At 62.5% G+C, this 24,065-nt stretch carries 24 protein-coding genes and 2 tRNA genes; 11 read left to right on the top strand and 15 right to left on the bottom strand.

Going from position 1 to position 24,065, the window contains the following annotated elements; all coding sequences use genetic code 11:
- Nucleotides 1–99: 99 nt before the first annotated feature.
- Entirely contained in the window at nucleotides 100–1,719 is a 1,620-nt protein-coding gene (locus LDN85_RS07650; protein ID WP_026541500.1) for a sodium/solute symporter, read from the bottom strand.
- On the bottom strand, nucleotides 1,716–2,096 hold the full coding sequence (locus tag LDN85_RS07645; RefSeq protein WP_026541499.1) for a DUF485 domain-containing protein: 381 nt from the start codon (nucleotides 2,094–2,096) through the stop codon (nucleotides 1,716–1,718). Before LDN85_RS07645 ends, LDN85_RS07650 begins: the two co-directional genes overlap by 4 nt.
- A gap of 216 nt (nucleotides 2,097–2,312) precedes the next feature.
- On the opposite strand from LDN85_RS07645, the gene LDN85_RS07640 reads away from it, so the two are divergent.
- From LDN85_RS07640 to LDN85_RS07620, 5 genes are read left to right on the top strand one after another with little or no spacing between them, the layout of a single operon-like run.
- Nucleotides 2,313–3,515 (top strand): histidine kinase, encoded by a 1,203-nt coding sequence (locus LDN85_RS07640; RefSeq protein WP_026541498.1) that lies wholly within the window; start codon nucleotides 2,313–2,315, stop codon nucleotides 3,513–3,515.
- A 21-nt stretch (nucleotides 3,516–3,536) separates the two neighbouring features.
- Nucleotides 3,537–4,256: a LytTR family DNA-binding domain-containing protein gene (locus tag LDN85_RS07635; RefSeq protein WP_026541497.1), complete on the top strand. Its 720-nt coding sequence runs from the start codon at nucleotides 3,537–3,539 to the stop codon at nucleotides 4,254–4,256.
- On the top strand, nucleotides 4,253–4,615 hold the full coding sequence (locus LDN85_RS07630; RefSeq protein WP_223945039.1) for a hypothetical protein: 363 nt from the start codon (nucleotides 4,253–4,255) through the stop codon (nucleotides 4,613–4,615). Before LDN85_RS07635 ends, LDN85_RS07630 begins: the two co-directional genes overlap by 4 nt.
- Nucleotides 4,612–6,078 carry a cation acetate symporter gene (locus tag LDN85_RS07625; protein WP_026541495.1) on the top strand — a complete coding sequence of 489 codons (1,467 nt, stop codon included), beginning with the start codon at nucleotides 4,612–4,614 and terminating at the stop codon, nucleotides 6,076–6,078. Before LDN85_RS07630 ends, LDN85_RS07625 begins: the two co-directional genes overlap by 4 nt.
- A 48-nt stretch (nucleotides 6,079–6,126) precedes the next feature.
- Entirely contained in the window at nucleotides 6,127–6,816 is a 690-nt protein-coding gene (locus LDN85_RS07620) for a hypothetical protein (protein WP_026541494.1), read from the top strand.
- 22 nt (nucleotides 6,817–6,838) lie between these two features.
- Here the strand turns inward: LDN85_RS07620 and LDN85_RS07615 are convergent, their stop codons facing one another.
- From LDN85_RS07615 to rpsB, 6 genes are all read right to left on the bottom strand, one after another.
- The gene (locus LDN85_RS07615; protein ID WP_026541493.1) at nucleotides 6,839–7,423 is read right to left on the bottom strand and encodes a DivIVA domain-containing protein; all 585 of its coding nucleotides are present in this window, start codon (nucleotides 7,421–7,423) and stop codon (nucleotides 6,839–6,841) included.
- A 20-nt stretch (nucleotides 7,424–7,443) separates the two neighbouring features.
- Nucleotides 7,444–8,379 carry a phosphatidate cytidylyltransferase gene (locus LDN85_RS07610; protein WP_026547285.1) on the bottom strand — a complete coding sequence of 312 codons (936 nt, stop codon included), beginning with the start codon at nucleotides 8,377–8,379 and terminating at the stop codon, nucleotides 7,444–7,446.
- Complete coding sequence (gene frr, locus LDN85_RS07605; protein WP_026541491.1) at nucleotides 8,379–8,936, bottom strand: ribosome recycling factor; 558 nt, start codon at nucleotides 8,934–8,936, stop codon at nucleotides 8,379–8,381. The genes LDN85_RS07610 and frr overlap by 1 nt, the downstream gene beginning before the upstream one ends.
- A gap of 102 nt (nucleotides 8,937–9,038) precedes the next feature.
- The gene (gene pyrH, locus LDN85_RS07600; RefSeq protein WP_026541490.1) at nucleotides 9,039–9,776 is read right to left on the bottom strand and encodes a UMP kinase; all 738 of its coding nucleotides are present in this window, start codon (nucleotides 9,774–9,776) and stop codon (nucleotides 9,039–9,041) included.
- Between the two features lie 120 nt (nucleotides 9,777–9,896).
- A complete protein-coding gene (gene tsf, locus LDN85_RS07595; protein WP_026541489.1) occupies nucleotides 9,897–10,733 on the bottom strand; it encodes a translation elongation factor Ts in 837 nt (278 codons plus the stop codon).
- A 121-nt stretch (nucleotides 10,734–10,854) separates the two neighbouring features.
- Nucleotides 10,855–11,709, bottom strand: coding sequence for a 30S ribosomal protein S2 (rpsB, locus tag LDN85_RS07590; RefSeq protein ID WP_223945038.1), 855 nt, complete (start codon nucleotides 11,707–11,709; stop codon nucleotides 10,855–10,857).
- A 406-nt stretch (nucleotides 11,710–12,115) separates the two neighbouring features.
- On the opposite strand from rpsB, the gene LDN85_RS07585 reads away from it, so the two are divergent.
- Entirely contained in the window at nucleotides 12,116–12,640 is a 525-nt protein-coding gene (locus LDN85_RS07585; protein WP_223945037.1) for a M23 family metallopeptidase, read from the top strand.
- 13 nt (nucleotides 12,641–12,653) lie between these two features.
- On the opposite strand, the gene LDN85_RS07580 is transcribed toward LDN85_RS07585, so the two are convergent.
- The 6 genes from LDN85_RS07580 to LDN85_RS07555 form a co-directional block, all read right to left on the bottom strand.
- The gene (locus LDN85_RS07580; RefSeq protein ID WP_026541487.1) at nucleotides 12,654–13,844 is read right to left on the bottom strand and encodes an acyl-CoA dehydrogenase family protein; all 1,191 of its coding nucleotides are present in this window, start codon (nucleotides 13,842–13,844) and stop codon (nucleotides 12,654–12,656) included.
- Nucleotides 13,845–13,979: 135 nt separating this feature from the next.
- Nucleotides 13,980–14,053 (bottom strand) — tRNA-Ile (locus tag LDN85_RS07575).
- 85 nt (nucleotides 14,054–14,138) lie between these two features.
- Nucleotides 14,139–15,335 carry a glycosyltransferase gene (locus tag LDN85_RS07570; RefSeq protein ID WP_026541486.1) on the bottom strand — a complete coding sequence of 399 codons (1,197 nt, stop codon included), beginning with the start codon at nucleotides 15,333–15,335 and terminating at the stop codon, nucleotides 14,139–14,141.
- Nucleotides 15,336–15,444: 109 nt separating this feature from the next.
- On the bottom strand, nucleotides 15,445–16,350 hold the full coding sequence (locus LDN85_RS07565; protein ID WP_026541485.1) for a DMT family transporter: 906 nt from the start codon (nucleotides 16,348–16,350) through the stop codon (nucleotides 15,445–15,447).
- Nucleotides 16,350–16,973 carry a CDP-alcohol phosphatidyltransferase family protein gene (locus LDN85_RS07560; RefSeq protein ID WP_026547281.1) on the bottom strand — a complete coding sequence of 208 codons (624 nt, stop codon included), beginning with the start codon at nucleotides 16,971–16,973 and terminating at the stop codon, nucleotides 16,350–16,352. Before LDN85_RS07560 ends, LDN85_RS07565 begins: the two co-directional genes overlap by 1 nt.
- A gap of 49 nt (nucleotides 16,974–17,022) precedes the next feature.
- Nucleotides 17,023–17,871 (bottom strand): phage holin family protein, encoded by an 849-nt coding sequence (locus LDN85_RS07555; protein WP_223945036.1) that lies wholly within the window; start codon nucleotides 17,869–17,871, stop codon nucleotides 17,023–17,025.
- 174 nt (nucleotides 17,872–18,045) lie between these two features.
- Between LDN85_RS07555 and LDN85_RS07550 the strand changes: the two genes are divergently transcribed.
- The 5 genes from LDN85_RS07550 (at nucleotide 18,046) to LDN85_RS07530 (ending at nucleotide 23,888) form a co-directional block, all read left to right on the top strand.
- Complete coding sequence (locus LDN85_RS07550; RefSeq protein WP_223945035.1) at nucleotides 18,046–19,275, top strand: multidrug effflux MFS transporter; 1,230 nt, start codon at nucleotides 18,046–18,048, stop codon at nucleotides 19,273–19,275.
- A 23-nt stretch (nucleotides 19,276–19,298) separates the two neighbouring features.
- Nucleotides 19,299–19,478 (top strand): glycine zipper domain-containing protein, encoded by a 180-nt coding sequence (locus LDN85_RS07545; RefSeq protein WP_026541481.1) that lies wholly within the window; start codon nucleotides 19,299–19,301, stop codon nucleotides 19,476–19,478.
- Nucleotides 19,479–19,616: 138 nt separating this feature from the next.
- On the top strand, nucleotides 19,617–22,133 hold the full coding sequence (locus tag LDN85_RS07540; RefSeq protein ID WP_223945034.1) for a DUF2156 domain-containing protein: 2,517 nt from the start codon (nucleotides 19,617–19,619) through the stop codon (nucleotides 22,131–22,133).
- A 19-nt stretch (nucleotides 22,134–22,152) separates the two neighbouring features.
- Complete coding sequence (locus tag LDN85_RS07535; RefSeq protein ID WP_026541479.1) at nucleotides 22,153–23,436, top strand: alpha/beta hydrolase-fold protein; 1,284 nt, start codon at nucleotides 22,153–22,155, stop codon at nucleotides 23,434–23,436.
- A gap of 44 nt (nucleotides 23,437–23,480) precedes the next feature.
- The gene (locus LDN85_RS07530) at nucleotides 23,481–23,888 is read left to right on the top strand and encodes a hypothetical protein (RefSeq protein ID WP_026541478.1); all 408 of its coding nucleotides are present in this window, start codon (nucleotides 23,481–23,483) and stop codon (nucleotides 23,886–23,888) included.
- Between the two features lie 48 nt (nucleotides 23,889–23,936).
- On the opposite strand, the gene LDN85_RS07525 is transcribed toward LDN85_RS07530, so the two are convergent.
- Nucleotides 23,937–24,009 (bottom strand) — tRNA-Asn (locus LDN85_RS07525).
- Nucleotides 24,010–24,065 lie beyond the last annotated feature (56 nt).

Raw genomic sequence — 24,065 nt, 5'->3', positions numbered from 1 at the left:
GGAAGTGCCCGGCCTGGCGAAAGCCCAGCACACAAAAGGCTCCGCCTGCGCGTTCGCAGGCGGAGCCTTTTATGGTGGCGGGTCTATCTCTGCGCGGCCTTAGTGGTCTACGGCTTTCTCTGCACCGACACCCGTCAGCGAGCGCACTTCCATCTCCGCCTGCTTGGCCGGATCTTCACGGCGCTTGTCCAGGACAGTTCCGAGCCACCCCAGGAAGAATGCCAATGGAATGGACACTATTCCCGGGTTGCTCAGCGGGAACAGGGCGAAGTTCGCTCCGGGGATCATGGAGGTCTTGGCACCGGAAACCACGGGCGAGAACGTGATGAGCAGGATGGCCGCAGCCAAGCCGCCGTACATGCTCCAAACAGCGCCCTGGGTGGTGAACTTCTTCCAGAACAGGGAGTAGACGATCGTGGGCAGGTTTGCCGAGGCGGCGACGGCGAAAGCCAGCGCCACAAGGAACGCCACGTTCTGGCCATTGGCAAAGATGCCACCCAGAATCGCGAGGACGCCGATCACCACAACGGTTCGGCGCGCCACCTTCACTTCGGTGGTTGCATCGGCCTTGCCCTTGGCGATGACGTTTGCGTAGATATCGTGGGCAAACGAAGCAGCGGCCGTGATGGTCAAGCCGGCCACTACGGCAAGGATGGTGGCGAAAGCGACCGCCGAAATGAAGCCCAGGAGCAGCGGCCCACCCAGGTGGAAGGCCAGCAGGGGTGCGGCAGAGTTGACTCCACCGGGCGCGGACTTGATGGTTTCCGCGCCAACCAAGGCAGCTGCGCCGTAGCCAAGCACCAGGGTAAAGAGGTAGAAGAGGCCGATCAACCAGATCGCCCAGACAACGGATTTGCGTGCTTCCTTGGCCGTGGGAACGGTGTAGAAGCGCATCAGGACGTGCGGCAGGGCGGCTGTACCGAGGACGAGCGCCAGTCCGAGGGACATGAAGTCCAGTTTGGACGTTTCGGTCTTGCCGTACTGCAGTCCCGGGTTGAGGATGTTCGGGTTGTTGGCAGCCTCAGCGGCCGAACCCAGCAGGCTGGAGAGGTTGAAGCCGTAAATGGCCAGCACCATGGCGGTCATCACGGCAGCACCGGCGATCAGCAGGATGGCTTTGATGATCTGCACCCAGGTGGTGCCTTTCATGCCGCCGATCAGTACGTACATGATCATGAGTGCACCGACGACGATGATCACCAAGGCTTGCCCGCCCCAGTCGCTGATGCCCAGCAGGAGCGAAATCAAGCTGCCTGCACCCGCCATCTGGGCGAGGAGGTAGAAGAAGCAGACGGCCAGGGTGGAGAGGGCCGCGGCAATCCGAACGGGGCGTTGGCGCAACCGGAAGGACAGGACGTCGGCCATGGTGAACTTGCCGGTGTTGCGGAGCAGTTCCGCCACCAGGAGCAAGGCCACCAGCCAGGCGACCAGGAAGCCGATGGAGTAGAGGAAACCGTCATATCCATTGATGGCGATGGCACCGGTGATGCCGAGGAACGAAGCCGCGGACAGGTAGTCGCCTGCGATGGCCGTACCGTTCTGGGAGCCAGTGAATGACCGCCCGGCTGCGTAGTAGTCCGCTGCGGTCTTGTTGTTCCGGCTGGCCCGGAAGACGATCACCATGGTGACCGCCACGAAGAGGGCAAAAATGCCCATGTTGAGCAGGGTGGTGTCCTTCAACGCTGCTACGTTCACTGCTGCCGGGACCATGGTGTTCATTTGGCTGCCCCGTTGATCACATTGCCGTCCTTATCAAATTCGTGGCCCTCGATCTCGTTGCGGATTTCTGCAGCGATGGGGTCAAGCTTCCGGTTGGAGTAGCTCACGTACCAGGCCGTGATGCCGAAGGTGGTGACGAATTGCAGCAGCCCGAGAAGCAGGCCGACGTTGATATTGCCCCAGACCTTGATGGACATGAAGCCCACCGCGTAGTCAGCCAAAAGGACATACGCGAAATACCACAGCAGGAATACCACTGCCATGGGAAAGACGAAACTGCGGTGTCGTTTGCGCAGTGTCTTGAACCGTTCCGTCTGTTGGACTTCCTGGAAGTCCACGGACGCCGTTGCGTCCTGGGGTTGGGCCTCATTACCCATGGTTCCTCCTGATTGTGATGTGTCCACATCGACTCCACACGCCTCGCCAATGTGACTGCAATCACTATCGAACGCGTCGGGGTGCGGGTTCCAGAGCCGCGCCCGCAGCCGTCGCCCAGCGGTCGCGGTGCTGCGCCAAACGGTGGCCCGAGGTTCGACGAACGGTATTTCCGGTGCTTGGAAAAGATGCGGGATCGGTCCGGCTACGCTGGCCTTATGCCCGATTCACCGCTCCTCACCGCCGCCGCGATCGCTGTGATCGTGCTGGCTGTCGCCGTCGTGGTTGGTGTTGGCTACAAGGTGATGCGTTCCTTCCGGGACCTTGGCACCGACGCCGAGCGCGCCACCTACAACACGTTGCATGCAGCCTCCCGTGCCGGCCAGCACCTGAGGGGTGGCCTGCAACCTGCGGGGGCGGCCAAAGCCAGCAGGCAGCTTCGGGTCCTTCTGGGCTGCGATGCCCTGGCCATCACGGACACAGATTCAGTGCTGGCCTGGGACGGCACCGCAGAAGAACTCAGGTCGTCGCTGATGCGTCTTGCTACCGAAGTACTCACCACCGGACGAACCGTGGTGGTGCCACACGGCGGGCGCCGTTCTACCGGAAAGCCGGAGCACGGGACCCATGATTTCAGCGTGGTGATTGCTCCCATCCGTTCCGGTTCCAAGGTGGTCGGTTCGGTGGCGGCCCTGGCCCCGGCAGCAGGGGCCGGGCTGGTGAGGGCCACCAGCGAGGTTGCGGACTGGATTGCCGCCCAGCTGGAACTCACGGAGCTTGAAGCCTCACGGACGTTGCTGATGGAGGCTGAGGTCAGGGCTCTGCGTGCTCAAATCAGCCCTCATTTCATCTATAACTCCCTCAACGCCATTGCTTCCTTCATCAACACCGATCCTGCCAGGGCCAGGGAGCTCGTGGTGGAGTTCGCGGACTTCACCCGGTACTCCTTCCGGCGCCACGGCGACTTCACCACAGTGGCCGAGGAACTTCGCTGCATTGACCGCTATCTTTTGCTGGAACGGGCACGCTTTGGTGAGCGTGTCCAAGTGAGCCTTAGGATCGCCCCGGAGGTCCTCAGCACGGTCATCCCCTTCCTCAGCCTGCAACCACTGGTGGAAAACGCGGTCCGCCATGGCCTGGAAGCCAGGGACGGCCCCGGCCACATCACCATCTGCGCCAACGATGCCGGCGCGTTCGCCGAAGTGACCATCGAGGACGACGGCGTGGGCATGGACCCGGAGCATCTGCGCTCGGTGCTGGCCGGGCATACCGATGGCATCCACGTGGGACTGCGCAACGTGGATGCACGCTTGCGCCAGGTCTACGGGGATGAACACGGACTGGTCATCGACACCGCGCCAGGTGAAGGGACCCTGATCACCATGCGGGTACCCAAATCCCAACCCGGGCATGACGCTTGAGGTGAAGGTTAGTCTTTAAGGATGATCAACGTGCTCGTCGCTGATGACGAACTGCCCGCCGTGGAGGAGCTGGCCTTCCTGCTGGGACGGGATGAAAGGATTGGCGCCATCCACCGGGCGTCCTCGGGTGCAGAAGCGCTGCGGACCCTGGAAACGGAGGCCGTGGACGCGGTGTTCCTCGACATCCACATGCCGGCCCTCTCAGGCTTGGACATCGCCCGGGCGATTTCGCGCAGCAACAATCCACCCGCCGTCGTTTTTGTCACTGCTGACGAAGACTGTGCCTTGGAAGCCTTCGACCTCGCTGCGATCGACTACCTCCTCAAACCCCTTCGCGCCGAACGCCTTTCGCGCTCCGTGGACCGGATCAGCGACCTCATCAAGGATGGAACCCCCGCGCCGGAGATGATCACGGTGGATCTGGGCAGCACCACCCGCATGATCCGCCGGGATGATGTCACCTACGTTCAGGCCCAGGGAGACTACGCCAGGTTGCACACGGCCGAGGCCAGTTACCTCATCCGGGTCCCCTTGAGCGACCTCGAACAGAAATGGGCTGAGGCCGGATTCATCCGGATCCACCGCTCGTACCTGATTGCCCTGAAGCATGTGGAGCACCTTAGGTTGTCGGCCACCGGACCCAGCGTGGCGGTGGCGGGAGCTGAGTTGCCCATCAGCCGGCGCCATCTGCCTTCCGTCAGGGACAAACTGCACTCCACACGCATCCGGCCGCAAGGATGACGCGGGTCCGTGTCACAGCACCCCACCGGTCGGCCACTGCGGCTCCCGGCCGGCCGCCGTACCCCCGCGAGGTCGCAGAAGACTCCGACGCCGGCAGGATCTTCATCCGTTCCCTGATCCGCTCCCAACTGCGCCTGGCACTGGTAGTGGCCTGTGGCTTTCTGATCATCCTCGTGGTGGTCGCTCTTTTCCTCGTGTACGGGCCCGGCGTAGCTGAAACACGGGTCCTGGGGATTCCACTGGACTGGCTGGTACTTGGCCTCGGCATCTACCCGGTAATTGGCCTCAGTGCCTGGCTCTACAACCGTGCGGCAGCCCGGAATGAAGCGCGGTACCGGGATCTTGTGGAGGACAAGTGAATCCGGCTGTTGCGCTGATCGCCTTCCTCGCCGTCTCACTCTCCACAGCCGTCATCGGCTTTTACGGCCTGCGGATTTCACGGACAACCGGAGACTTCTATGTGGCCTCGAGGACGGTCCCACCCTGGTGGAATGCTTCGGCAATCGGCGGCGAGTACCTCTCTGCCGCCAGCTTCCTTGGCGTCGCCGGGCTGATCCTGCTCTCGGGAACAGACGCCCTCTGGTTCCCCGTGGGGTACACCGCAGGCTACTTGATGCTGCTGCTCTTCGTCGCCGCTCCCCTGCGTCGCTCAGGCGCCTACACCATCCCTGATTTCACCGAAGCCCGTTTGGATTCCAGACTGGTCCGCCGCGTCACCAGCCTGGTGGTGGTCGCCGTCGGCTGGCTTTACATCGTCCCGCAACTCCACGGGGCGGCGCTCACCATCCGCATCACCACCGGCCTGCCGTCGTGGGTAGGTTCGACGGCGGTTGTGGTGGTGGTGTGCCTGACGGTGGTGGCAGGTGGCATGCGCTCCATTACCTTTGTCCAGGCATTCCAATACTGGCTCAAACTGACCGCCCTGGCAGTGCCGGTGGTCTTTGTGCTGCTGGTGCTGGCCGGGAACGGCACAACTCCCCAGGCTCCCCTGCCGGTCAATCCCACCGGCCAGGCATCCGCCGGCGTGTACCAACACATTTCCCTGTTGGTGGCTTTGCTCTTTGGAACCTTGGGCCTGCCCCACGTCCTGGTGCGGTTCTACACCAACCCGGACGGGCAATCGGCCCGCCGCACAACCCTCATTGTGCTGGGCCTGCTCTCCGTCTTCTACCTGTTTCCCACGGTATCCGGTGCCCTCGGACGGATGTTCGCACCCGAACTTGCCCAGTCCGGGCAGGCGGATGCCTTGGTCCTGCTGCTCCCGGGGAAGCTCATAGGCGGCGTTGCAGGAGACCTGCTCTCCGCCCTTGTAGTCGCTGGAGCCTTCGCCGCCTTCCTCTCCACCACGTCCGGGCTGGTGGTTTCGCTGTCCGGGGTCATCAGCCAGGACCTGTTCGGTGGGAGCGTCAAGGGCTTCCGCCTCGCAGCGGTGCTGGCCGCCGTCGTGCCTTTGGGTTTTGCCTTCATGACCGACTCCCTGGCCCTTGCCGGGAGCGTGGGCCTGGTCTTTGCCTTCACGGCCTCCACCATCTGCCCGGTACTGCTGCTGGGAATCTGGTGGCGCGGGCTCACAGATGCCGGCGCCATCTCCGGAATGCTCACCGGCGCGCTGCTGTGCGGCGGGGCCATGGTGGCGGGCACACTCATGGGGCCAGGAACTGCACCGGCTTGGCTTGCCCAGCCGGCGGCATGGAGCGTTCCCGCCGCCTTCGCTGTGACAGTGGCCGTTTCCCTGACAACCAGAAACCGTGTGCCAGCGTCAGTAAACCGTGTCATGTCACGACTGCACGTACCGGAACGGCCTGTGGTTACGGAGAGATAGCTGCGGCAAGGCGTTGTCCGGCGCCCCCTCAGGGTGGACAATGACGCCATGTCCGAGGAACCAGGTGCCGCCGGTCCGGAACCGCCGGCACCAACACCGGAACCATCCCCCAGCGTCCGGGCACAATTGCTGGCCACCGAACACTGGAGCCTGCTCGCCTCGCGCAGCACCACCCAAGGGGAGGTCCTCACCAGGATCAGCATGTTCCTGACCTTCACGTCCGCAAGCCTTTTGAGCGTGGCGCTGGTGGGTAACGCCACCCAGTTTTCCGATGCGTTCAGGGCGTTCGCACTGACAGTGCTCAGTATTGACCTGGTGGTGGGCCTGCTGACGCACGTGCGCGTCATGAGCGTTGGCATGGAGGACTTGATGTATGTCCTGGCGATGAACCGCCTGCGGGCCGCCTACGTCGATATGGATCCCGGCATAGGGCCTTACCTCATGGCCGGGGCGCACGATGACGAGGCCGGCGCCAAAAAGACGTACTACTTCCTGGGCAACAGGAAGGACTTCAGCCAAGTGGCCGGCAGCAGCATGGTCTTCATGGGGTTCGTGAATTCGGCCTTGATCGCCCTGCTGCTGGGATCGGCACTCCTGGCAGCCGGGCTCCCCACAGCCGCGGCAGTTCCTGTGGCCGTTGTGGTCGCGCTGGCGTTCTTCGCCACGTCCCTGGTCCGGGGCCACAGACGCTACCTGGAAGTCTGGCAAAACAACCCACCAGTTTCGCCCACGCGCTAGCCCTGCGCCCCGGGGGTGCGGACTAGTCGATGGCCGCCATGAGCTCGACGGCACGTGCGAGGAATGCGTCCACCTGGGCTTCTTCGTAACCTTCATTGCCCTTGGCAGCCCGGAAAACGGCGCGGCGCACCGTGTCAACGCTCAGGACTTGGTCGTGCTCAAGGTAACCCACCAGTTCCGCACACAGGGCATCGACGTCCTGGATGTTGTAACTGCGTGCCCGCTTGCTGGACGGACGGCGGAACCGCTCGCCGTCGGGCCGGTGAAGGCGTCCACGCAGGATGCCGGAGAGCTTGCCGATCTGGCGCAGCCAGGCTTCCTCGCCCTCGCGGCTGATCAAGTCATCGCGCTCACGGCGGGCAAATGCATCCTCGAGCCGGTCCAGGGCGGCGTCTACGCTGTGTGCGTCGTACCCACCCTTCACGGGATCGAAAGCCACGTCCCGCACGTCAACGCTGGCCACCTGGTCAGCGGCACCTACCGGGTTTTCGAACGATGTCCTTGCACGCTGGAGGAATTCGTCCACTTGCTTGGCGTTATAGCCGTACTTGCTGCGCTCCACGCGGTCGAACGTTGCGGGGATCTGGCGTCGAATATCCACGGACACAAATTTTCCTTCGTTGATTCTCAGACGCCGCTGAGCAGCGCGAACAGAACATAGGCTACAGGGGCCGCGAACACAATGGAGTCCAAGCGGTCCATCACACCACCATGGCCGGGGAGGATGCTGCTCATGTCCTTGACACCCAGTTCCCGTTTGACCATGGACTCGGCGAGATCACCGGCGGTAGCTGCCGCCACCATGCCAATAGCCAGCACCAAGCCCACCCACCAAGGCTTATCGAGGATGAAAATGCATGCCAGGACCCCAATCAGCATGGCACCGCCCACTGATCCGGCGAAACCCTCCCAGGACTTCTTGGGGCTGATCTTTGGAGCCATCGGGTGCTTCCCGAACGAGGCCCCCACGATGTACCCGAACGTGTCATTGGAAACCACCAACAACAGCATGGAAGCGATCTGCCAGGCGCCGTCGGGAATCCCGTCCGGCCAAAAGCCGACGGGAGTCGGACCGCTGCTGGTGTGCAGGGACAGGGACGCGAAGCTGATGAGGAAAGGAATCCACGCCAAAGTGAATACCCCGGCGAAGACACTCCTCGGAGCTCCGGCGGCACTCTCGATGGACCGCCACAGCAGGACGGCAACGGAACTGGCCGTCATGGTGAACAGCAGGCCTTCAAGGCCGCCAAAATAGGCCGATACCGGCATCACCAGGCTGCCGACCATCACGGGGATGATCGGCATCCTGGTGCCTTGGGCTTCGAGGGCCCGGAAAACTTCCCATACCCCCAACACCGCAAATGCTGTGGTGAGCAGGACGAATCCCAACGGGAGGAAAAGCAATCCGCCCAAAACCGCCAAAAGCATGGAAAGCCCGACGCCGATGGCCGCCGGAAGATTACGCCCCGCCTTGGGCGTGGGGTTCGTCCGGACGCGCCTGGTGCGGTGCGGGGTATCGCGTGTCGGGACCCGTCCAGTGGGCGCCGGCTCAGCCTGGTTCATCAGACCTCGAGCAGCTCGGCTTCCTTGCGCTTAAGCAGCTCGTCGATGCTGTCAACGTGCTGCTTGGTCAGGGCGTCGAGCTCCTTCTCAGCGCGGGCACCCTCATCTTCGCCGGCTTCGCCGTCCTTGACCAGCTTGTCCAGCGTGTCCTTTGCCTTGCGGCGGATGCTGCGGATGGAGACCTTGGCGTCTTCACCCTTGCCCTTGACGATCTTGACGTACTCCTTGCGGCGCTCTTTGGTGAGCTCCGGGATGGTTACGCGGATGACGTTGCCGTCGTTCGAGGGGTTGGCGCCGACCTCGGAATCGCTCAAGGCCTTCTCGATGTCGCGCAGGGCGGTCTTGTCGTAGGGCGTGATGAGGATGGTCCGGGCGTCAGGAACACCGAAGGACGCCAGCTGCTGGAGCGGCGTGGGCGTGCCGTAGTACTCGACGATCACCTTGTTGTAGAGACCGGGGTTCGCCCGACCCGTACGGATCGTGGCGAAATCGTCCTTGGCTACCTCAACCGCCTTGTCCATCTTCTCGCCGGCTTCGAGCAAGGTCTCTTCGATCACGGGTTTCTCCTCAGAAAATAGTTGCTGCCCAAAAGCAGGCCGCAGTACACAGTAAAGATCCGCCGTGAGAGGCGGACGGTCCTAGAAATATCCTAGCCCTTGCTAGGGAGTAACCAGGGTTCCGAGCGTTTCGCCCAGGATGGCACGGGTAACGTTGCCCTCGCCTTCCATGCCGAAGACCACCATGGAAAGATTGTTGTCCTTGCACATGGTCATGGCCGTTTGGTCCATGACGCGGATGTCCCGGCGCAGGGCGTCGTCGTAGCTCAGGACATCGAGCTTCTCAGCTTCCGGATCCTTCTTGGGATCGGCGGTGTACACGCCATCCACGCCGCTCTTGGCCATGAGGACAACATCCGCGTGGACTTCCAGGGCACGCTGGGCTGCCACGGTGTCAGTGGAGAAGTAGGGCAGTCCGGCGCCTGCACCGAAGATGACCACGCGGCCCTTCTCCATGTGCCGGATGGCGCGGCGGGGAATGTAGGCCTCGGCGACCTGGCCCATGGTGATGGCGCTCTGGACCCGGGTTTCAACGCCGGCCTGCTCCAGGAAATCCTGCAGGGCCAGGCAGTTCATGACCGTGCCGAGCATTCCCATGTAGTCGGCGCGGGAGCGGTCCATGCCGCTCTGGGACAGTTCTGCGCCGCGGAAGAAGTTGCCGCCGCCCACGACGATCGCAACCTCGACGTCGGAGACAGCTGCCGCGATCTGCTTGGCGATGGCCCTGACGGTTTCAGGATCGACGCCGAGCTTGCCTCCGCCGATGACCTCACCGGAAAGTTTCAGAAGTACACGTCGGCGGGTCTTCTCGGGCTGGATTGCAGTGTTGACGGTTTCCATGGTGCCTCCCGTTGGTGGACTCTGGCTAGATTATCGTGCTGTGGGTCCGCTCAGGTACTACCCGGACGGGTGCATGAAAAAGGGGCGGCCACCGAAGTGACCACCCCTTTTCATGAATTACTAGTTTCCTACGCGGAAACGGGTTACTGCAGTTGCCTTGACGCCGGCCTCTTCGAGGACCTGTGCAACAGTCTTCTTGGAGTCCTTGGCGAATGCCTGGTCAACCAGAACTTCACCCTTGTAGAAGCCCGTCACGCGGCCTTCCACGATCTTCGAAAGAGCAGCTTCGGGCTTGCCTTCAGCCTTGGCGGTCTCTTCGGCGATGCGTCGCTCGGACTCGACCAGTTCGGCCGGAACGTCGTCGCGGGTCAGGTAGTTCGGAGCCATGGCTGCAACGTGGACAGCGATGTCGTGCGCGGCGGTGGCAGCGGCTTCGCCTTCACCGTCAACAGCGAACAGGACGCCGACCTGGGCCGGAAGGTCCTTGGACGTCTTGTGCAGGTAAGCGTCAACCGTGGTGCCCTCAACGCGGGAGATACGGCGGACAACAACCTTTTCGCCGAGGACAGCGCCCTCTTCGACAACAACCTCGGACAACGGCTTGCCGTCAACCTCGGTAGCCAGCAGGGTCTCGAGGTCGGCTGCGCCGGACTCGACTGCAACGTTGAGGACCTTGTCGGCCAGCTGGATGAACTTGTCAGCCTTGGCAACGAAGTCGGTTTCGCAGTTGACCTCGATCATTACGCCAACGCCGCCGTTGACCTTGGCAGCAACCAGGCCCTCGGCAGTGGAACGGCCTTCGCGCTTGGTAGCACCCTTGAGGCCCTTGATGCGGATGATCTCGATGGCCTTCTCGGCGTCACCGTTGGCTTCGTCAAGAGCCTTCTTGACGTCCATCATGCCGGCGCCGGTGCGCTCGCGCAGGGCCTTGATGTCAGCAGCAGTGTAGTTCGCCATGTGAACCCCTCTGTCTAGAAATTTGTGTGTTTACGGACTGACAGGACGGCCGCCCACCGTGTGAGCTGCCATCCTGTCAGTTGCCCCCGATGCCGTTTCCGGCATCAGGGAAGGTCCAGATTTACTTGGCTGCTTCGGCTTCGCCGGCTGCAGCTTCAGCTGCGGGAGCCTCAGCTGCCGGAGCCTCGGTTGCTGCTGCTTCTTCGGCCTTGCTGCCTTCGAGGAGCTCGCGCTCCCACTCAGCCAGCGGCTCTTCAGGAGCTTCGGTGGTGCCCGTTGCGCGCTGGTTACGGGCGATGAGGCCCTCAGCTACGGCGTCGGCAACAACGCGGGTCAGCAGGTTGACGGAGCGGATGGCGTCGTCGTTACCCGGAATCGGGAAGTCAACTTCGTCAGGATCGCAGTTGGTGTCAAGGATGGCGACAACGGGGATGTTGAGCTTCTTGGCTTCGTCAACAGCAAGGTGTTCCTTCTTGGTGTCAACAACCCACAGAACCGAGGGAGCCTTGGTCAGGTTGCGGATACCACCGAGGTTGGACTCAAGCTTGGTGAGTTCGCGCTTGAGGAGCAGGAGCTCCTTCTTGGTGTAAGCCGAGCCTGCGACGTCGTCGAAGTTGATCTCTTCGAGTTCCTTCATGCGCTGGATGCGCTTGGCGACGGTCTGGAAGTTGGTGAGCATACCGCCCAACCAACGCTGGTTGACGTACGGCTGGCCAACGCGGGTAGCCTGCTCGGCAATTGCTTCCTGAGCCTGCTTCTTGGTGCCAACGAACAGGACGGTGCCGCCGTGGGCGACAGTAGCCTTGACGAACTCGTAGGCGCGGTCGATGTAGGACAGCGACTGCTGGAGGTCAATGATGTAGATGCCGTTACGCTCCGTGAAGATGAAGCGCTTCATCTTCGGGTTCCAACGACGGGTCTGGTGTCCAAAGTGGACGCCGCTGTCAAGCAGCTGGCGCATAGTTACGACGGGCATGCCGACGCTCCTTCCGGCAGGTCATTCATGAGAGAGCCCAAGGGGCTGCTCTTACCCTGCCAATAGTTGACGGTTGTTTAGCCTTTGCCCGGATGGGCGTGGCTCCTGGCATCCATTGCGCTTCTCATCCGGCACAGAGCCTAAGCTCAGCCGGACCGCAAGAGGCACAATCCTCCGCAGCCTGAAGCCAAGGGGCTTCGCTGGTGGAGGGTTGGATACGCGTAGTCAGCCTGGGGCCCTCGCATATCTGAATGAGACATGCTCCTGAACCAGCTTGAGGGCACAGCAAACTGCTCCACCAAGTGTACTACAGCCACCCCACAGGTTTGACCGCAGCCGTGGTTGGTTGTCCACATAGGGCAAGTGCGGTATCGATCGCCGGCGGGCACCGCGGGAGGCTCTATCCATGACGATTGCGAAGTCCTTGATGGCCCTGCTGGCGGCGCTGGCGATTGCGGCAGGCACACTTGGCGCTGCTGCTCCGGCCGAGCCAGTTCCAGGCACGCCCGATCCGACCGGCGCCCGGTGGAGTCGGCCGCTCTCCCCCAAGCCTGCCGTGCTGCGGATCTTCGACCCGCCGGACAAACCATGGCTGAGTGGTCACCGCGGCGTGGATTTAGGACCAGCGGCCGACGGCGGAAAGGTCACCGCGCCTTCGGATGGAGTGGTGACCTTTGCCGGCGTCGTGGTTGATAGACCGGTACTGACCATCGATCACGGCGACGGTCTGAAGAGCAGCTTCGAACCCGTGGCCAGTGACCTCAAACCCGGAGACGCCGTCCGCAAAGGCCAGGTCATTGGCACCCTGGAGCCCGGTCATTGCGGTGCCGCGGCCTGCCTGCATTGGGGCGTTCGCCAAGGAGCCGATTACCTCAACCCGCTGGACTTCGTCGAGGACATGCGCCCGTCGGTCCTGCTGCCGTTGTACTGATTACCTACTGTGCCTAGACGATGGCCGAGACGCCCGTGATGGCACGGCCGGTGACCAGGGTGTTGATCTCGTGCGTGCCTTCATAGGAGTAAATGGCCTCCGCGTCGGAGAAGATCTTGGCCATGCCGTAGTCCGTAACGATCCCGTTGCCGCCCAGGATGCTGCGACCCAGGGCAACACTTTCCCTCATGCGAGCCGTTGCAAAGGCCTTCGCCAACGCCGACTGCTCATCCTTGGCCACTCCTGCATCTTCAAGCTGGGCCAGGCGCACCATCATGCCCATGGATGCCACGGTGTTTCCGAGGATTTGGACCAACTGGTTCTGCACCAGCTGGAAGGCCGCCAACGGCCGCCCGAACTGCTGACGCTCCACCGCGTAGCTGCGGGCGACGTCAAAAGCTGCCATCTGAAGCCCAACCGCCTGCCACGCCACAGCCAGGCGGGTGACTTTGAGCACCTTGTTGGTGTCACGGAAACTGTTGCCGTTGGCCAGTTTGAAGAAGTCCGGAACCACCACATTGTCCAGGACGATGTCTGCGTTCTGGACCGTACGCAGGGAGATCTTGTTCTCGATCTTGCTGGCAGAGTAGCCGGGGAGGGTGGTGTCCACCAGGAAGGCCTTGACCTGGTTGTCCGCAACGTCCTTGGCGTAAATGACTACCCAGTCGGAGAAGGTGGCGTTGCCGATCCAGCGCTTGGCTCCGTTGAGGATCCAGTTGTCGCCATCGCGCCTGGCTGTGGTGCGGGTGCCGCCGGCAACATCGGAGCCACCCAGGGGCTCCGTCAGGCCAAAGGCGCCGATTTTCTTCAGCGAGTAGATCTCCGGAAGCCAGGCATCCTTCTGCTCCTGGGAGGCAAGGGCCTCGATGGACCCTGTGAAGAGGCCGTCGTGCACGCCCATGAAAGTGGCAATGGATGCGTCCGCCCGGGTCACTTCAGCGTGGAGCATGCCGGCGAAAAGGTTGGAGTACCCCTGCCGGCGGACAGGACTGACCAGGTCCAGTTCACCGAGCTTGGGAATGAGGTCCATGGGGAACTCGCCACGGTTCCAGCAGTCCACGGCGATGGGCTTGACCTCGCGGGCAAGAAACTCCCGGACCTCAGCCAACCGGTCCTGCTCTTTTCCTGTCAGCATCTGCTCAAAGGCGTAGAAGTCGCCGTCGGCATACGGAAGATTGGCGGCGTCGAATGCAGCGTTGGACATGTTCGCTCCTTCAAGGGTGGTCACCTGCGACCAAAACTAAGTTACTGATGAGTAACTTACCTCAACTGAGGGGGAACGCAAAAGAGCCGTGGCCGACAATCCAGGATTGTCGGCCACGGCTCATGCGTGAAGGTGTAGGGCTACTCGGACTTGAACCGAGGACCTTAGGATTATGAGTCCCGCGCTCTAACCAGCTGAGCTATAGCCCCATGATGCCCGGTCCGGCCGCTGCGTAAACAGCAGTACCGGGCAAAGCACTCCAGCAATTCTAATAGCTGCCGGGGAGTGCTTTTGTCACACGACCTTGTCCTCGTAGGAGGCCCCGCGGTAGAGGTCCTCGAAGGTCTGGAGGGTGCCGTTGATGCTGTGCGGTTCCACCATCTCCCGGCTCAGCTTGCCCATGGCTTCCAGCTCGTGCTTGGGAAGCTCCACCAGCTTGGTGATCTTGGCTGCCAGTTCGTCGCTGTTGTTGGGCGTGAAAAGGTAGCCGTTTTCACCGTCACGAACCAGGTGTGGCAGGGCCATGGCATCGGCCAGCAGCACGGGAGTGGAAGCAGACATCGCCTCCAAGGTCACCAGGGACTGGAGCTCAGCAGTACCGGGCATGCAGAAGATGTCGGCCTTGATGTAAGCCTCGCGCAGGTCTTCGTCGCTTGCCAGACCGAGGAACCTTACCCGGTCCCCCAGCCCCAGCTTGGCCACCTGTGCCTCAAGGGCGGGACGGACTTCGCCGCCGCCCACAATTTCCAGGTGGACGTTCAGTTCGCGCGGGGTCTTGGCCACGGCGTCAATCAGGACGTTGACGTGCTTTTCTTCTGCCAAACGCCCGGCGAACAGGACCGTGGGATTGGCGTGAGGCTCAATGGTCTCGCCAGGCTGGAGCTCGTAGGCCGAGGAGTCAATGCCGTTGGAGAGCGGCAGGACCTTGCGCAGGAAGGCGTGCTGGTGCATGGCTTTGGCAGCCAGGGGCGTGGGTGTGGTGACCACGTCCGCCTGGCCCATGACCTTGCCCATGTCTTTCCAGGAGATGCGGCCAACAATGTCCTTGAACCACTGCGGGAACGGCAGGAACGGGTTCAGGTTCTCCGGCATGAAGTGGTTCGTGGCAACAACGCGGATACCGCGCTTCACGGCCTCGTACAGGACGTGCTCGCCGATCATGTAGTGGCTTTGGATGTGGACGACGTCCGGCTGGACTTTGTCGAACAAAAGGCTGATTTCCTTTTTGATCTCCCACGGAAAACAAATACGGAAGTACTCATGAGTGAAAACGCCGTGCGAACGCAGCCGGTGGACTGTGGCTTCGTCGCGGAACTCTGTGTAGCTTTTGCCCGTGTCCGGACGGCAGGCCAACACGTGCACGTTGTGTCCACGTGCCGTCATCCCCTTGGCCAGGCGGTAGCCGAACTGGGCGGCGCCGTTGACGTGCGGCGGATATGTATCGGCCGCAATCAGAAGGGTAAGGGGCTTGGTGGTGTCGGGAATGGTCACGTGGAGAACTCCTGATGGTCACGGTGCGGACAGCATTGCTTGTGGCAATACTGCGGTGTCGCCGGGTTGCCGGTCCGCGTGCAGCGGCGGCGCAAGGTGCAGCTCTGCCCTAAGCCTTCTTGTTGGCGGCCGCCTTCGCGTCCTTCTTGCGTTTGGTGACTTCCGGGTGGTGCCGGCTCAGGGCAATAACCCCCACGATAGCAAGCGTTGCCGCCACAGCCATGGCGATAGCCATGACGGCGTGGACATCGGGACGAAGCTCACCAAGGATCACAATGCCGATGGCGATGCCTACCATCGGGTCGATCACGGTCAGTCCTGCTATGACCAGGTCCGGCGGGCCACCTGAGTAGGCGCTCTGCACGAACCAGGAGCCAAGTCCCCCGGCGGCCGCGATGGCGATCAGGGTGTACCACTGGACGTTGAGCAGGAACAGGCCGTTGGGGTCGAGCAGGTGCTTGCCGATGATCCGCGTCAGCACGGCAACAAATCCGAAGAGGACCCCGGCTCCCAGAATGTACACAAAGGCGCTCATGCGGTGCTTGAAAAGTACGGCCAGGGTCCCGAAGATGCCCACTGCCAGAGCCAGCAGCAGGACAATGGTCAGTTCGTCCTCACTGTTGACGTGATGGTTCTCCTGGGTGACGAAGACGGCCAGCAGCACGAACAATGCCGAACCCGTGACGCACGCGCTGATGGCCACTACAGTTGCCCGGTTGATGCTCAGGCCCTGGTCCTTGGCGTTGACCACCGTGGTGATCACCAGGGCAATGGCACCAATGGGCTGAACCACGGTGAGCGGGGCGGAGACCAAGGCGATCGCGTTCATCACCATTCCAAGGGCAAGGAACAACAACCCGAGCATCCAGCGGGGATTGCGCAGGAGCCTCAGGAAACCGTTTGAACTCAGGGCCAGGCCGCCGGTATCGGCTTTGACCGCGCTGCCCTGCCGTTGGGCGCCTATTGCCAGAAAAAAGGCACCAAGCACCGCAAGGAAAACCGCCAGCCAGACCATCAGCCGTGTCCGCCGTCGTCGTTTTTCAGTTCTTTACCCTTACGCAAGATGGCCCAGAAATAGTTGTAAGCCGCAATCCAGTGTCCCAGAAGCCCGAGACCCAGGAAGGTCCAGGCGGCTACGAAGTAGACCTCGGTGAACGGAATGGGCAATTTGGAGAGGACCAGCAGGGGCGTGCCGAGCAGCAGCAGCGCCGTACGGATTTTTCCGATGATGCTCACCGGAAGGTCCGGGTGGCTGCGGAAGTAGATCAGGGAAGCAATGGCCAGGATGGCATCGGGCACCAGCAGGGCCGCCAAATACCACCACTGCACGACGCCGGCCACGGCCAACGTGAATGCTACGGCCAGGAGCGCGGCGCGGTCAGCCATCGGATCAAGGATGCGTCCCAGCTTGGAGGTCTGGTCGAAACGCCTTGCGATGTAGCCGTCCACCCAATCGGTGCTGCCCATGATGACGAGCACCAGGACAGCGAACCCATACTCCTGCTCCGATAAAACGAGCCACACGAACAAGGGGACCCCCATGAAACGGAGGACCGTGAGGATGTTGGGGACAGTGAAGATGAGGTCGTGGTCGACTTGCGGCCGATCAGGATTTGAACCAGCACCGATCAATCTCACCTATGTCCCCCTTCCCATTCCCAGTGTGTGTTTTGACTCGGAAGGCTGCCTACTTTTTCAGCAGCTTCCGCAGGGCTACAACGAAGACCACGGCGGCAGTGGCAAACGCGGCGAGGTCCTTCCACCGGGCGGCGAGCCGTTCGGTCAGGCTTTCGGGGACGGAGTCTCCCAAGGCAGCAAACTTTGCCGCAGCGAAGTCCTTGCCCTCGGTGAACTTTTCGTTGGCCCCCGCCAGCAGGGCCTGGCCCTGCTTCTTGACGTCCAACTGCTCACCGAGTTCGTCGCGGACCCCGGTGAGGTGCTCGCGACGCTTCTTCAGGCGCGAGCGAAGTTCCGCTTCCGTGGGTGCCTTGACTGCGTCCGCTTCCTTGGCAGCTTCCTTCGCAGCTTTCTCAGCCTTGGCCTTCTCGGCAGCTGCTTCCTTTTGGGCCTTCGCTGCCTTGGCGGCGGGCGAACTGGGATCCAGGATGGATTCGTCGAAGTCCGAGCCTTCCTTGGCAATTCCAAGATCGTGCTTGATGCCCCGGATGGTGTCTTCGGGGACCAGCGGCATGGCCTTCTTGAACTTGGCAATTCCGATCAGGGACGCAATGGTCACAACGATCAGGAAGAATGCTGCAACGATCAGCGCCGCGAGCCAGCCCGGCATGATGGTTGCCAGGCCCAGGATGGCGGCAACAACAAGGGCGATGACCAAAAGGGCAAGGAACACAAGGGCCACGCCAAAGAAGGCACCGGCTATGCCAACCTGGGTTGCCTTGCGCTTGAGCTCGACCTTGGCCAACGCAATTTCGTCGTTGATTTGGCGTGGTGCCAACCGCGCAACGAGCTTGAGGGTCTTCGGCAAAGTACGAATGGCTGGTCCTTGACTGGTCCGGCCGGTGTGACGTCCACTCATGGGTTCCGCCTAACTGCTTTCCTCTGGGCATCGTATGGGGCGAACGCGGACGGAATTCTTCCACCGCGGACACCTGTCCTCAAAGCTATCATTCAGGTTCCTGCTGAACTTTCGGGACCACAGTGCGGCGCGCCCGTCATACGCCAAATAAATATGACCTGGGCCATAAGATAGATGATCGTGACCTCTCCCATTGCTCCGGGCGACTCCCTGAGCCGACGCGAAAAACTTGTCTACATTCTCCTGCTGGGTGCACTGACCGCGCTGGGTCCCTTCACGATCGACCTTTACCTCCCGGCGTTCCCGGCGCTGGAGGAAAGTTTCGATGTCTCCGCCGCGGCCATCCAGCTCACGTTGACCGGTACCACCGTAGGTTTTGGGCTCGGCCAGCTGGTGGTGGGTCCGTTCAGCGATAAAGTGGGGCGCCGCCTTCCGCTGATCCTCGCCACTGCCGTGCACATCGGCTCGTCCCTCGGAGCAGCGCTGGCAACAGACATTGGGATGCTCTCGCTTTTCCGTGTCCTGATGGGAATCGGCGCGGCCGGCGGTGGCGTGGTGGCCATGGCCATGGTCCGGGACCTCTTCCACGGCTACTCCATGGTCCGCATGTTTTCAAGGATGTCACTGGTCAATGGCCTGGCCCCGATTCTTGCCCCCGTCATCGGATCGCAGCTGCTCCTGGCGTTTCCGTGGCCCGGCATTTTCTACTTCCTGGCCGCCTACGGCCTGATGGTGATCCTTGCCTCCATCTTCTTCATCAGGGAGACACTGCCCGCAGAGCAGCGCGGCAAATCCACCATCACAGTGGGTCAGCGCTACAAATCGGTCCTGACGGACCGGATCTTCGTGGGCATGGTACTGGTGGGAAGCCTGAACTTCGGTGGCTTGTTTGCCTACCTCTCTGCGTCCACCTTCCTGTTCCAGAATGTCTACGGATTCTCGCCCCAGGAATACGGAATCCTGTTCGGTATCAACTCCCTGGGCATTGTTGCCGGTGTCCAGATCAGTTCACGCCTGATCCGCCGCGTGGCCCCGCAGTGGATCGTTGCGGGGGCAACGGTCTTCATGCTGTTCACAGCCCTCGTGATCGTGGTGCTGGACCTTCTGCACGTTGGCCTCTGGGGCATCCTCATTCCGTTGTGGTTCTACATCTGCGCGACCGGCTTCATGTTCCCCTGTGTCCAGGTCTTGTCCCTCGCGAACCACGGCGCCCAGGCAGGCACCGCAGCCTCCCTCCTGGGAGCATCCCAGTTCATGATGGCCGGAATCGTCCCGCCGGTAGTTGGCTGGCTGGGCGTAAGCTCCGCTGTTCCCATGGGTTCAGTCATGGCTGTGTGCATCACCGGCGCGATCGCTGCCCTCTGGCTGGTGGTCCGCCCGCGCACCGTTCCCTCCATCCATTAGGAACGCCCCCGTAGGCTGGGACCATGACCAGGAAACCGCACCGTAACGGCAGGGGACTCTTCCTCGGCGCCCTGCTGGGCGCCATGGCCGGCGCACTCATAGGCCGGGCGGCCGGAAGTGCCCTGTTCGGCGCGATCCTTGGTGCCGTCGTCGGTGCCGCCGTCCTGTACCGGGTGAACCCCGGCCCCTGGAACAGGGGCTAGGGCGCCGGCACACAACCCGACCCGCAAAAGGCGAACCGCCGCCGTCGGGCCGTCGAGCCTCTCCCTTTACACGCTTCCGCAAGGCAGAATGGTGGCCAGCCGGGCTATCCGGCGCCGGACCGGTGAAGGGGACATCACATGAGCGCGGCTGTGGAATTGCGGGGCGGTGTCCGCGGCTTGGCTACGCTGCGACGACTGCCCCTGACACTGGGGTTGGCAGCTTTGCTGTGGGTCCTGGGGGCAATAACGGGGAGTCTGCTGGATGGACCCAGCGAGGCTTTGCTGGACCAGCTGGGCCTGGGATTGGCAGTGGAGCCAGGACCATGGTGGTCCGTTTTCACGTCGGCATTCTTTGCCTCGTCCCTTCTGGACTATCTTGCCTGCACGGCCGCAATCCTGGTGGGCGTCGGAATCGCCGAGCGCGTGATGGGTTCCTGGGCCGCCCTGCTCGCCTTCATTGCAGGCTCAGCCCTCAGCGCCCTGGTACTTGTGGCACTTGTGACGTTCGGAACCGACGCGTCCGACCAATGGCTCAGTTTCCTGGGCGGCGAATATGTTGTAGGCGCCTATGGCGGCGCTGCCGCCGCCCTCGGATTTGCGACGGCGGCACTGGACGCGCTCTGGCGGCGGCGGCTGAGGACCTGGCTGCTGGCCGCTACGCTGATGTTCGCCCTGTTCGTGGGGGTGGCCCAAACACTTCAAGCACTTGCCGGTGCCGTGCTGGGCACCCTGGCCGGCTGGGCCATCCAGTCCTTGGTCTTCCGGCGCCGCGCAGGCTCACTGCATTCCTCAACCATCCGTGAAACCCGCTTCCTGGTGGGGACCGTAGTAGGCGTTTTCGCCCTGGGACCCCTGCTCACGCAACTGACCGGCACGTGGGAAATCGGTCCCCTGTCCGTGGTCTCGGAGGTCATGCTCCAGGCCAGTCCCGATGCCGATGAAGTCAAGGAAGCCTGCGACAACGACACCAGCTGCGTGACGTTGCAGGGAATCGTGGGCGTGCAAAGCTTCGGCGCAGCAATCCTGACGCTGATACCGGTCCTCCTGCTCCTCGTCTGCGCTGAAGGACTGCGCCGGGGTCGCCGGCTCGCCTATCGGCTGACCCTGGTGATCCAGGCGTACCTTGCCGCCGTCACGGTCCTGTCCATCGTCCAATACGCCACCGATCCGGAAGTCACCCTGGGCGATGACGATTTCGGCTATCTCCTGCTGTACGCGGTCCCGGCATTCCTGGCCCCGGTAATCATCGTGGCGTTGCTGCTGGCCAACCGCCACAAGTTCAGGGTGGAGTCCAGCGACGCCGGATACCGGGTCCTGGGAAGGACATCGCTGGTCCTCGCGGTGGTCGCAATCGTCCTGTATGTCGCGTTTTGGTTCGCGGAAGGCAACCCTGGCCGCTCGACCCTGTGGGACCTCGCCGGCCAACTGACGCACATCCTGGTCCCCTTCCCTGTTCCCTTTGTGGTGGCCCTCCCCCAAGGCCTGCTGAGCACCGTGGTGTATGGACTGGGCGGGGACATCATCTGGCTATGCATCCTGGTGCTGGTCCTGAACAACTTCCGGCGGTTCAGGCAACTTGCAACGGACCCGGCAGCTGATCTGGGCCACACCCGGGAGTTGCTCCACGACGGCGGCGGCACGCTGTCCTGGATGGCACTGTGGGATAACAACCAGTACTGGTTCGCCCCGGACAGGAAGTCCGGTGTTGCCTACCAGGTTCATAACGGTGTTGCCCTCACGGTTGCCGGCCCCTTTGGCGCAGAAGAGCATCACGCGGACGCAGCCACTGGATTCGTGAACCACTGCGCCGGCCTGGGACTGACACCGTGCTTCTATTCAGTGACCGCCGAACTGGATGGACCGCTCCTGCCCCGGGGGTTCCGCAAGTTGGAAGTGGCCGAGGAGACGCTCCTCAACGTCCAGGCCATGACCTTCAAGGGCAAGGAATGGCAAAACGTGCGCACCGCCCTGAACCGGGCAGAGAAACTGTCCATCAAGGACCACTGGTATCCGTACCAGGGAATGCCCCCGGGAATCAGGGCCCAACTGGCGGAGATCTCCGAAGAGTGGGTTGCGGACAAGGCCCTGCCGGAGATGGGCTTCACCCTGGGCGGCCTGGATGAACTGAAGGATCCTGAAGTCCTCTGTTGCGTGGCGGTCGATGACGACGGCCTGGTCCATGGGGTCACCAGTTGGCTGCCGGTATTCCGGAACGGTGTCATCTCCGGCTGGACGCTGGACTTCATGCGACGCCGGACCACCGGTTTCAAGGGAGTGATGGAATTCCTGATCGCCTCTGCCGTAACCCACTTCAAGGAAGAGGTCCACATGATCTCCTTGTCCGGCTCGCCGCTTGCGAACGCCGGTGCCGGTGCCAGTGCCAGTGCCAGTGCCAACGACGGCGACCACAGTTCCCTGGACCGCGTCCTGGCACTGCTCGGCAATGCCCTGGAGCCGATGTACGGATTCAAGTCATTGGCCGCCTTCAAATCGAGGTTCCAGCCGGAGCACCGCACCCTGTACATGTACTACCAGGACCCCCTTGCCCTCCCATCGATCGGCATCGCGGTAGGTTCCGCGTACCTGCCCGGGCTCTCCACGGCGCAAAGCGCGGGCCTGCTGCGGCAAATGGTTGCCCGGGAACCTGCAGCATGACGCCGGGAACCCACTAGCCATGGACGACCTCCTGAAACTTGAGATCAGCGGCCCTGTGGTCATGACCGTTGCCGGGGCGATCGGCGTCGTGTTCTTCCTGGTGCTCTTCCTGCGGCCGTCTGCCCGTTGGGCGTTGACCGCGATCGTTGCCATCGTGGCGGCTGCGCTGCTGGGGTGGTTGACGGTGTGGATCGTGGAAGACGTCATGGACGTCTTCCATGTGGGCCTGACCCCCCGCGTCTGGTTCTGGGCCATCTCCTGCTTCGCAGCGCTGGGACTGGCCGTGGTCAGCTTCCGGCACAGCCGCGCGTGGCGGAAGGTGGTGGCTGCGGTGTCCATCCCTGTCTTTGTCCTGGTCGCGGCCCTGGGCATCAATACGGAGTTCGGGCTGAACAACACACTGGGTTCGGCCTTGGGCATTTCCACCGAGGGCGCCATCGAGTTGAACAAGCCGAACCCGGATGCTTCCATACCCGCCGGGCCCCTCTGGGAGAGCTGGAAACCGCCGGCAGGAATGCCCGCCAAAGGCAAGGTGGGCACCCAGGTGATTCCGGCGACTGCCTCCGGATTTGAGGCCAGGCCGGCAGGGATCTACCTGCCTCCGGCAGCGCTGACCGCGAACCCGCCCCGGCTGCCACTCTTCGTCCTCATGATGGGCCAGCCAGGCCTTCCGGATCCCCAGTATGTCTCAGCGGCACTGGACGAATTCGCGGCGAAGAACAACGGCCTGGCCCCAATCGCGATCGTGGCGGACCAGATCGGACCGGATGAGAACGACACCTTATGCTTGGACACTGCCAAGTACGGCAATGTGGAGAAGTACATCAATGAGGACGTAGTGAATTGGGCGAAAGCCAACCTGAACATCCTCCCGGACCGCGGGCATTGGACCATCGCCGGCTACTCAAACGGCGGCCAGTGCGCGATCTCCTTCGCCCTGAAATACCCCAAAATGTGGGGCAATGTGGTGGACATCTCCGGTGAAGAATTCCCGGGGGCCGAGGACCCGGCTGGGAACCTCGCATCCATCTTCGGCGGCAGCCAGGCGGACTACGACGCCCAAAAGCCCATCAACATCATGAAGGGCAAGCAATTCCCGGACACAACCGCAGTCTTCACCGTCGGCTCCGATGACGTCACCTACGTGGCCGCAGCGAAAGCTGTCTCAGCCGCGGCACGGGAGGCCGGAATGACGGTGACCTATTACGAGGTTCCCAACGGCGGCCACGTGGGACTGGCGCTTAATGCGGGGCTGACCAAAGGGTTCGAGGTCCTCTACCCACGGCTTGGCCTTTCCCGCTAGGTATTCCCCTGTTGCCTGCCCCGTACCGGCGATAAAGTTGAGGTGTGCCCCATTGGCAAGAGCTGCAGCCGCTTCCGGCACCGTGGCAGCGCCGGGATGAACGCATCCTGCCGCTGTGGTGGGACCGCTTGTGCTCAGTGACCAGTCCCCAGTCGGCCGCCCTCTATGCCGCGGGCCTCTTTACCGATGACCGCCGCCGGCCCATCGCCCAGTGGTACAACCCCGAAGCGGACGCCGCATTGCTTGTGGCCCCGGAGACGTCCCCCGAGTGGCCGGTCCAGCGGTTTGGCATCTTCTATGCACCACCCGGCGGAGGCTTCACGCGGGTCTACTCGGCCCCGCACGAGTGGCATCCGCGCGAACCCAGGACCCCGCCGACGGAGCAGGATTCGTTTGTGGCGGCCGTGGCCGAGGCCGCACGCTTCCTGCAGGTGGAGATGGATTTCGTCTAGAAAAAGTTGGACCCCACACCGGCGTGATGCCGATGCGGGGTCCGGATGCTCCTCCGACTGGACTTGAACCAGTAACCCTTCGATTAACAGTCGAATGCTCTGCCAATTGAGCTACGGAGGAATGAAGCGGTTATGACTTTAGCAAAGGTTTTACCGGAATGCGAAATCGGCTCCGGA

Source organism: Arthrobacter sp. StoSoilB20, from assembly GCF_019977295.1.
GTDB lineage: Bacteria > Actinomycetota > Actinomycetes > Actinomycetales > Micrococcaceae > Arthrobacter > Arthrobacter nicotinovorans_A.
Note: the sequence above shows the minus strand (reverse complement) of the source record. Positions and strands in the feature narration are given on the sequence as shown.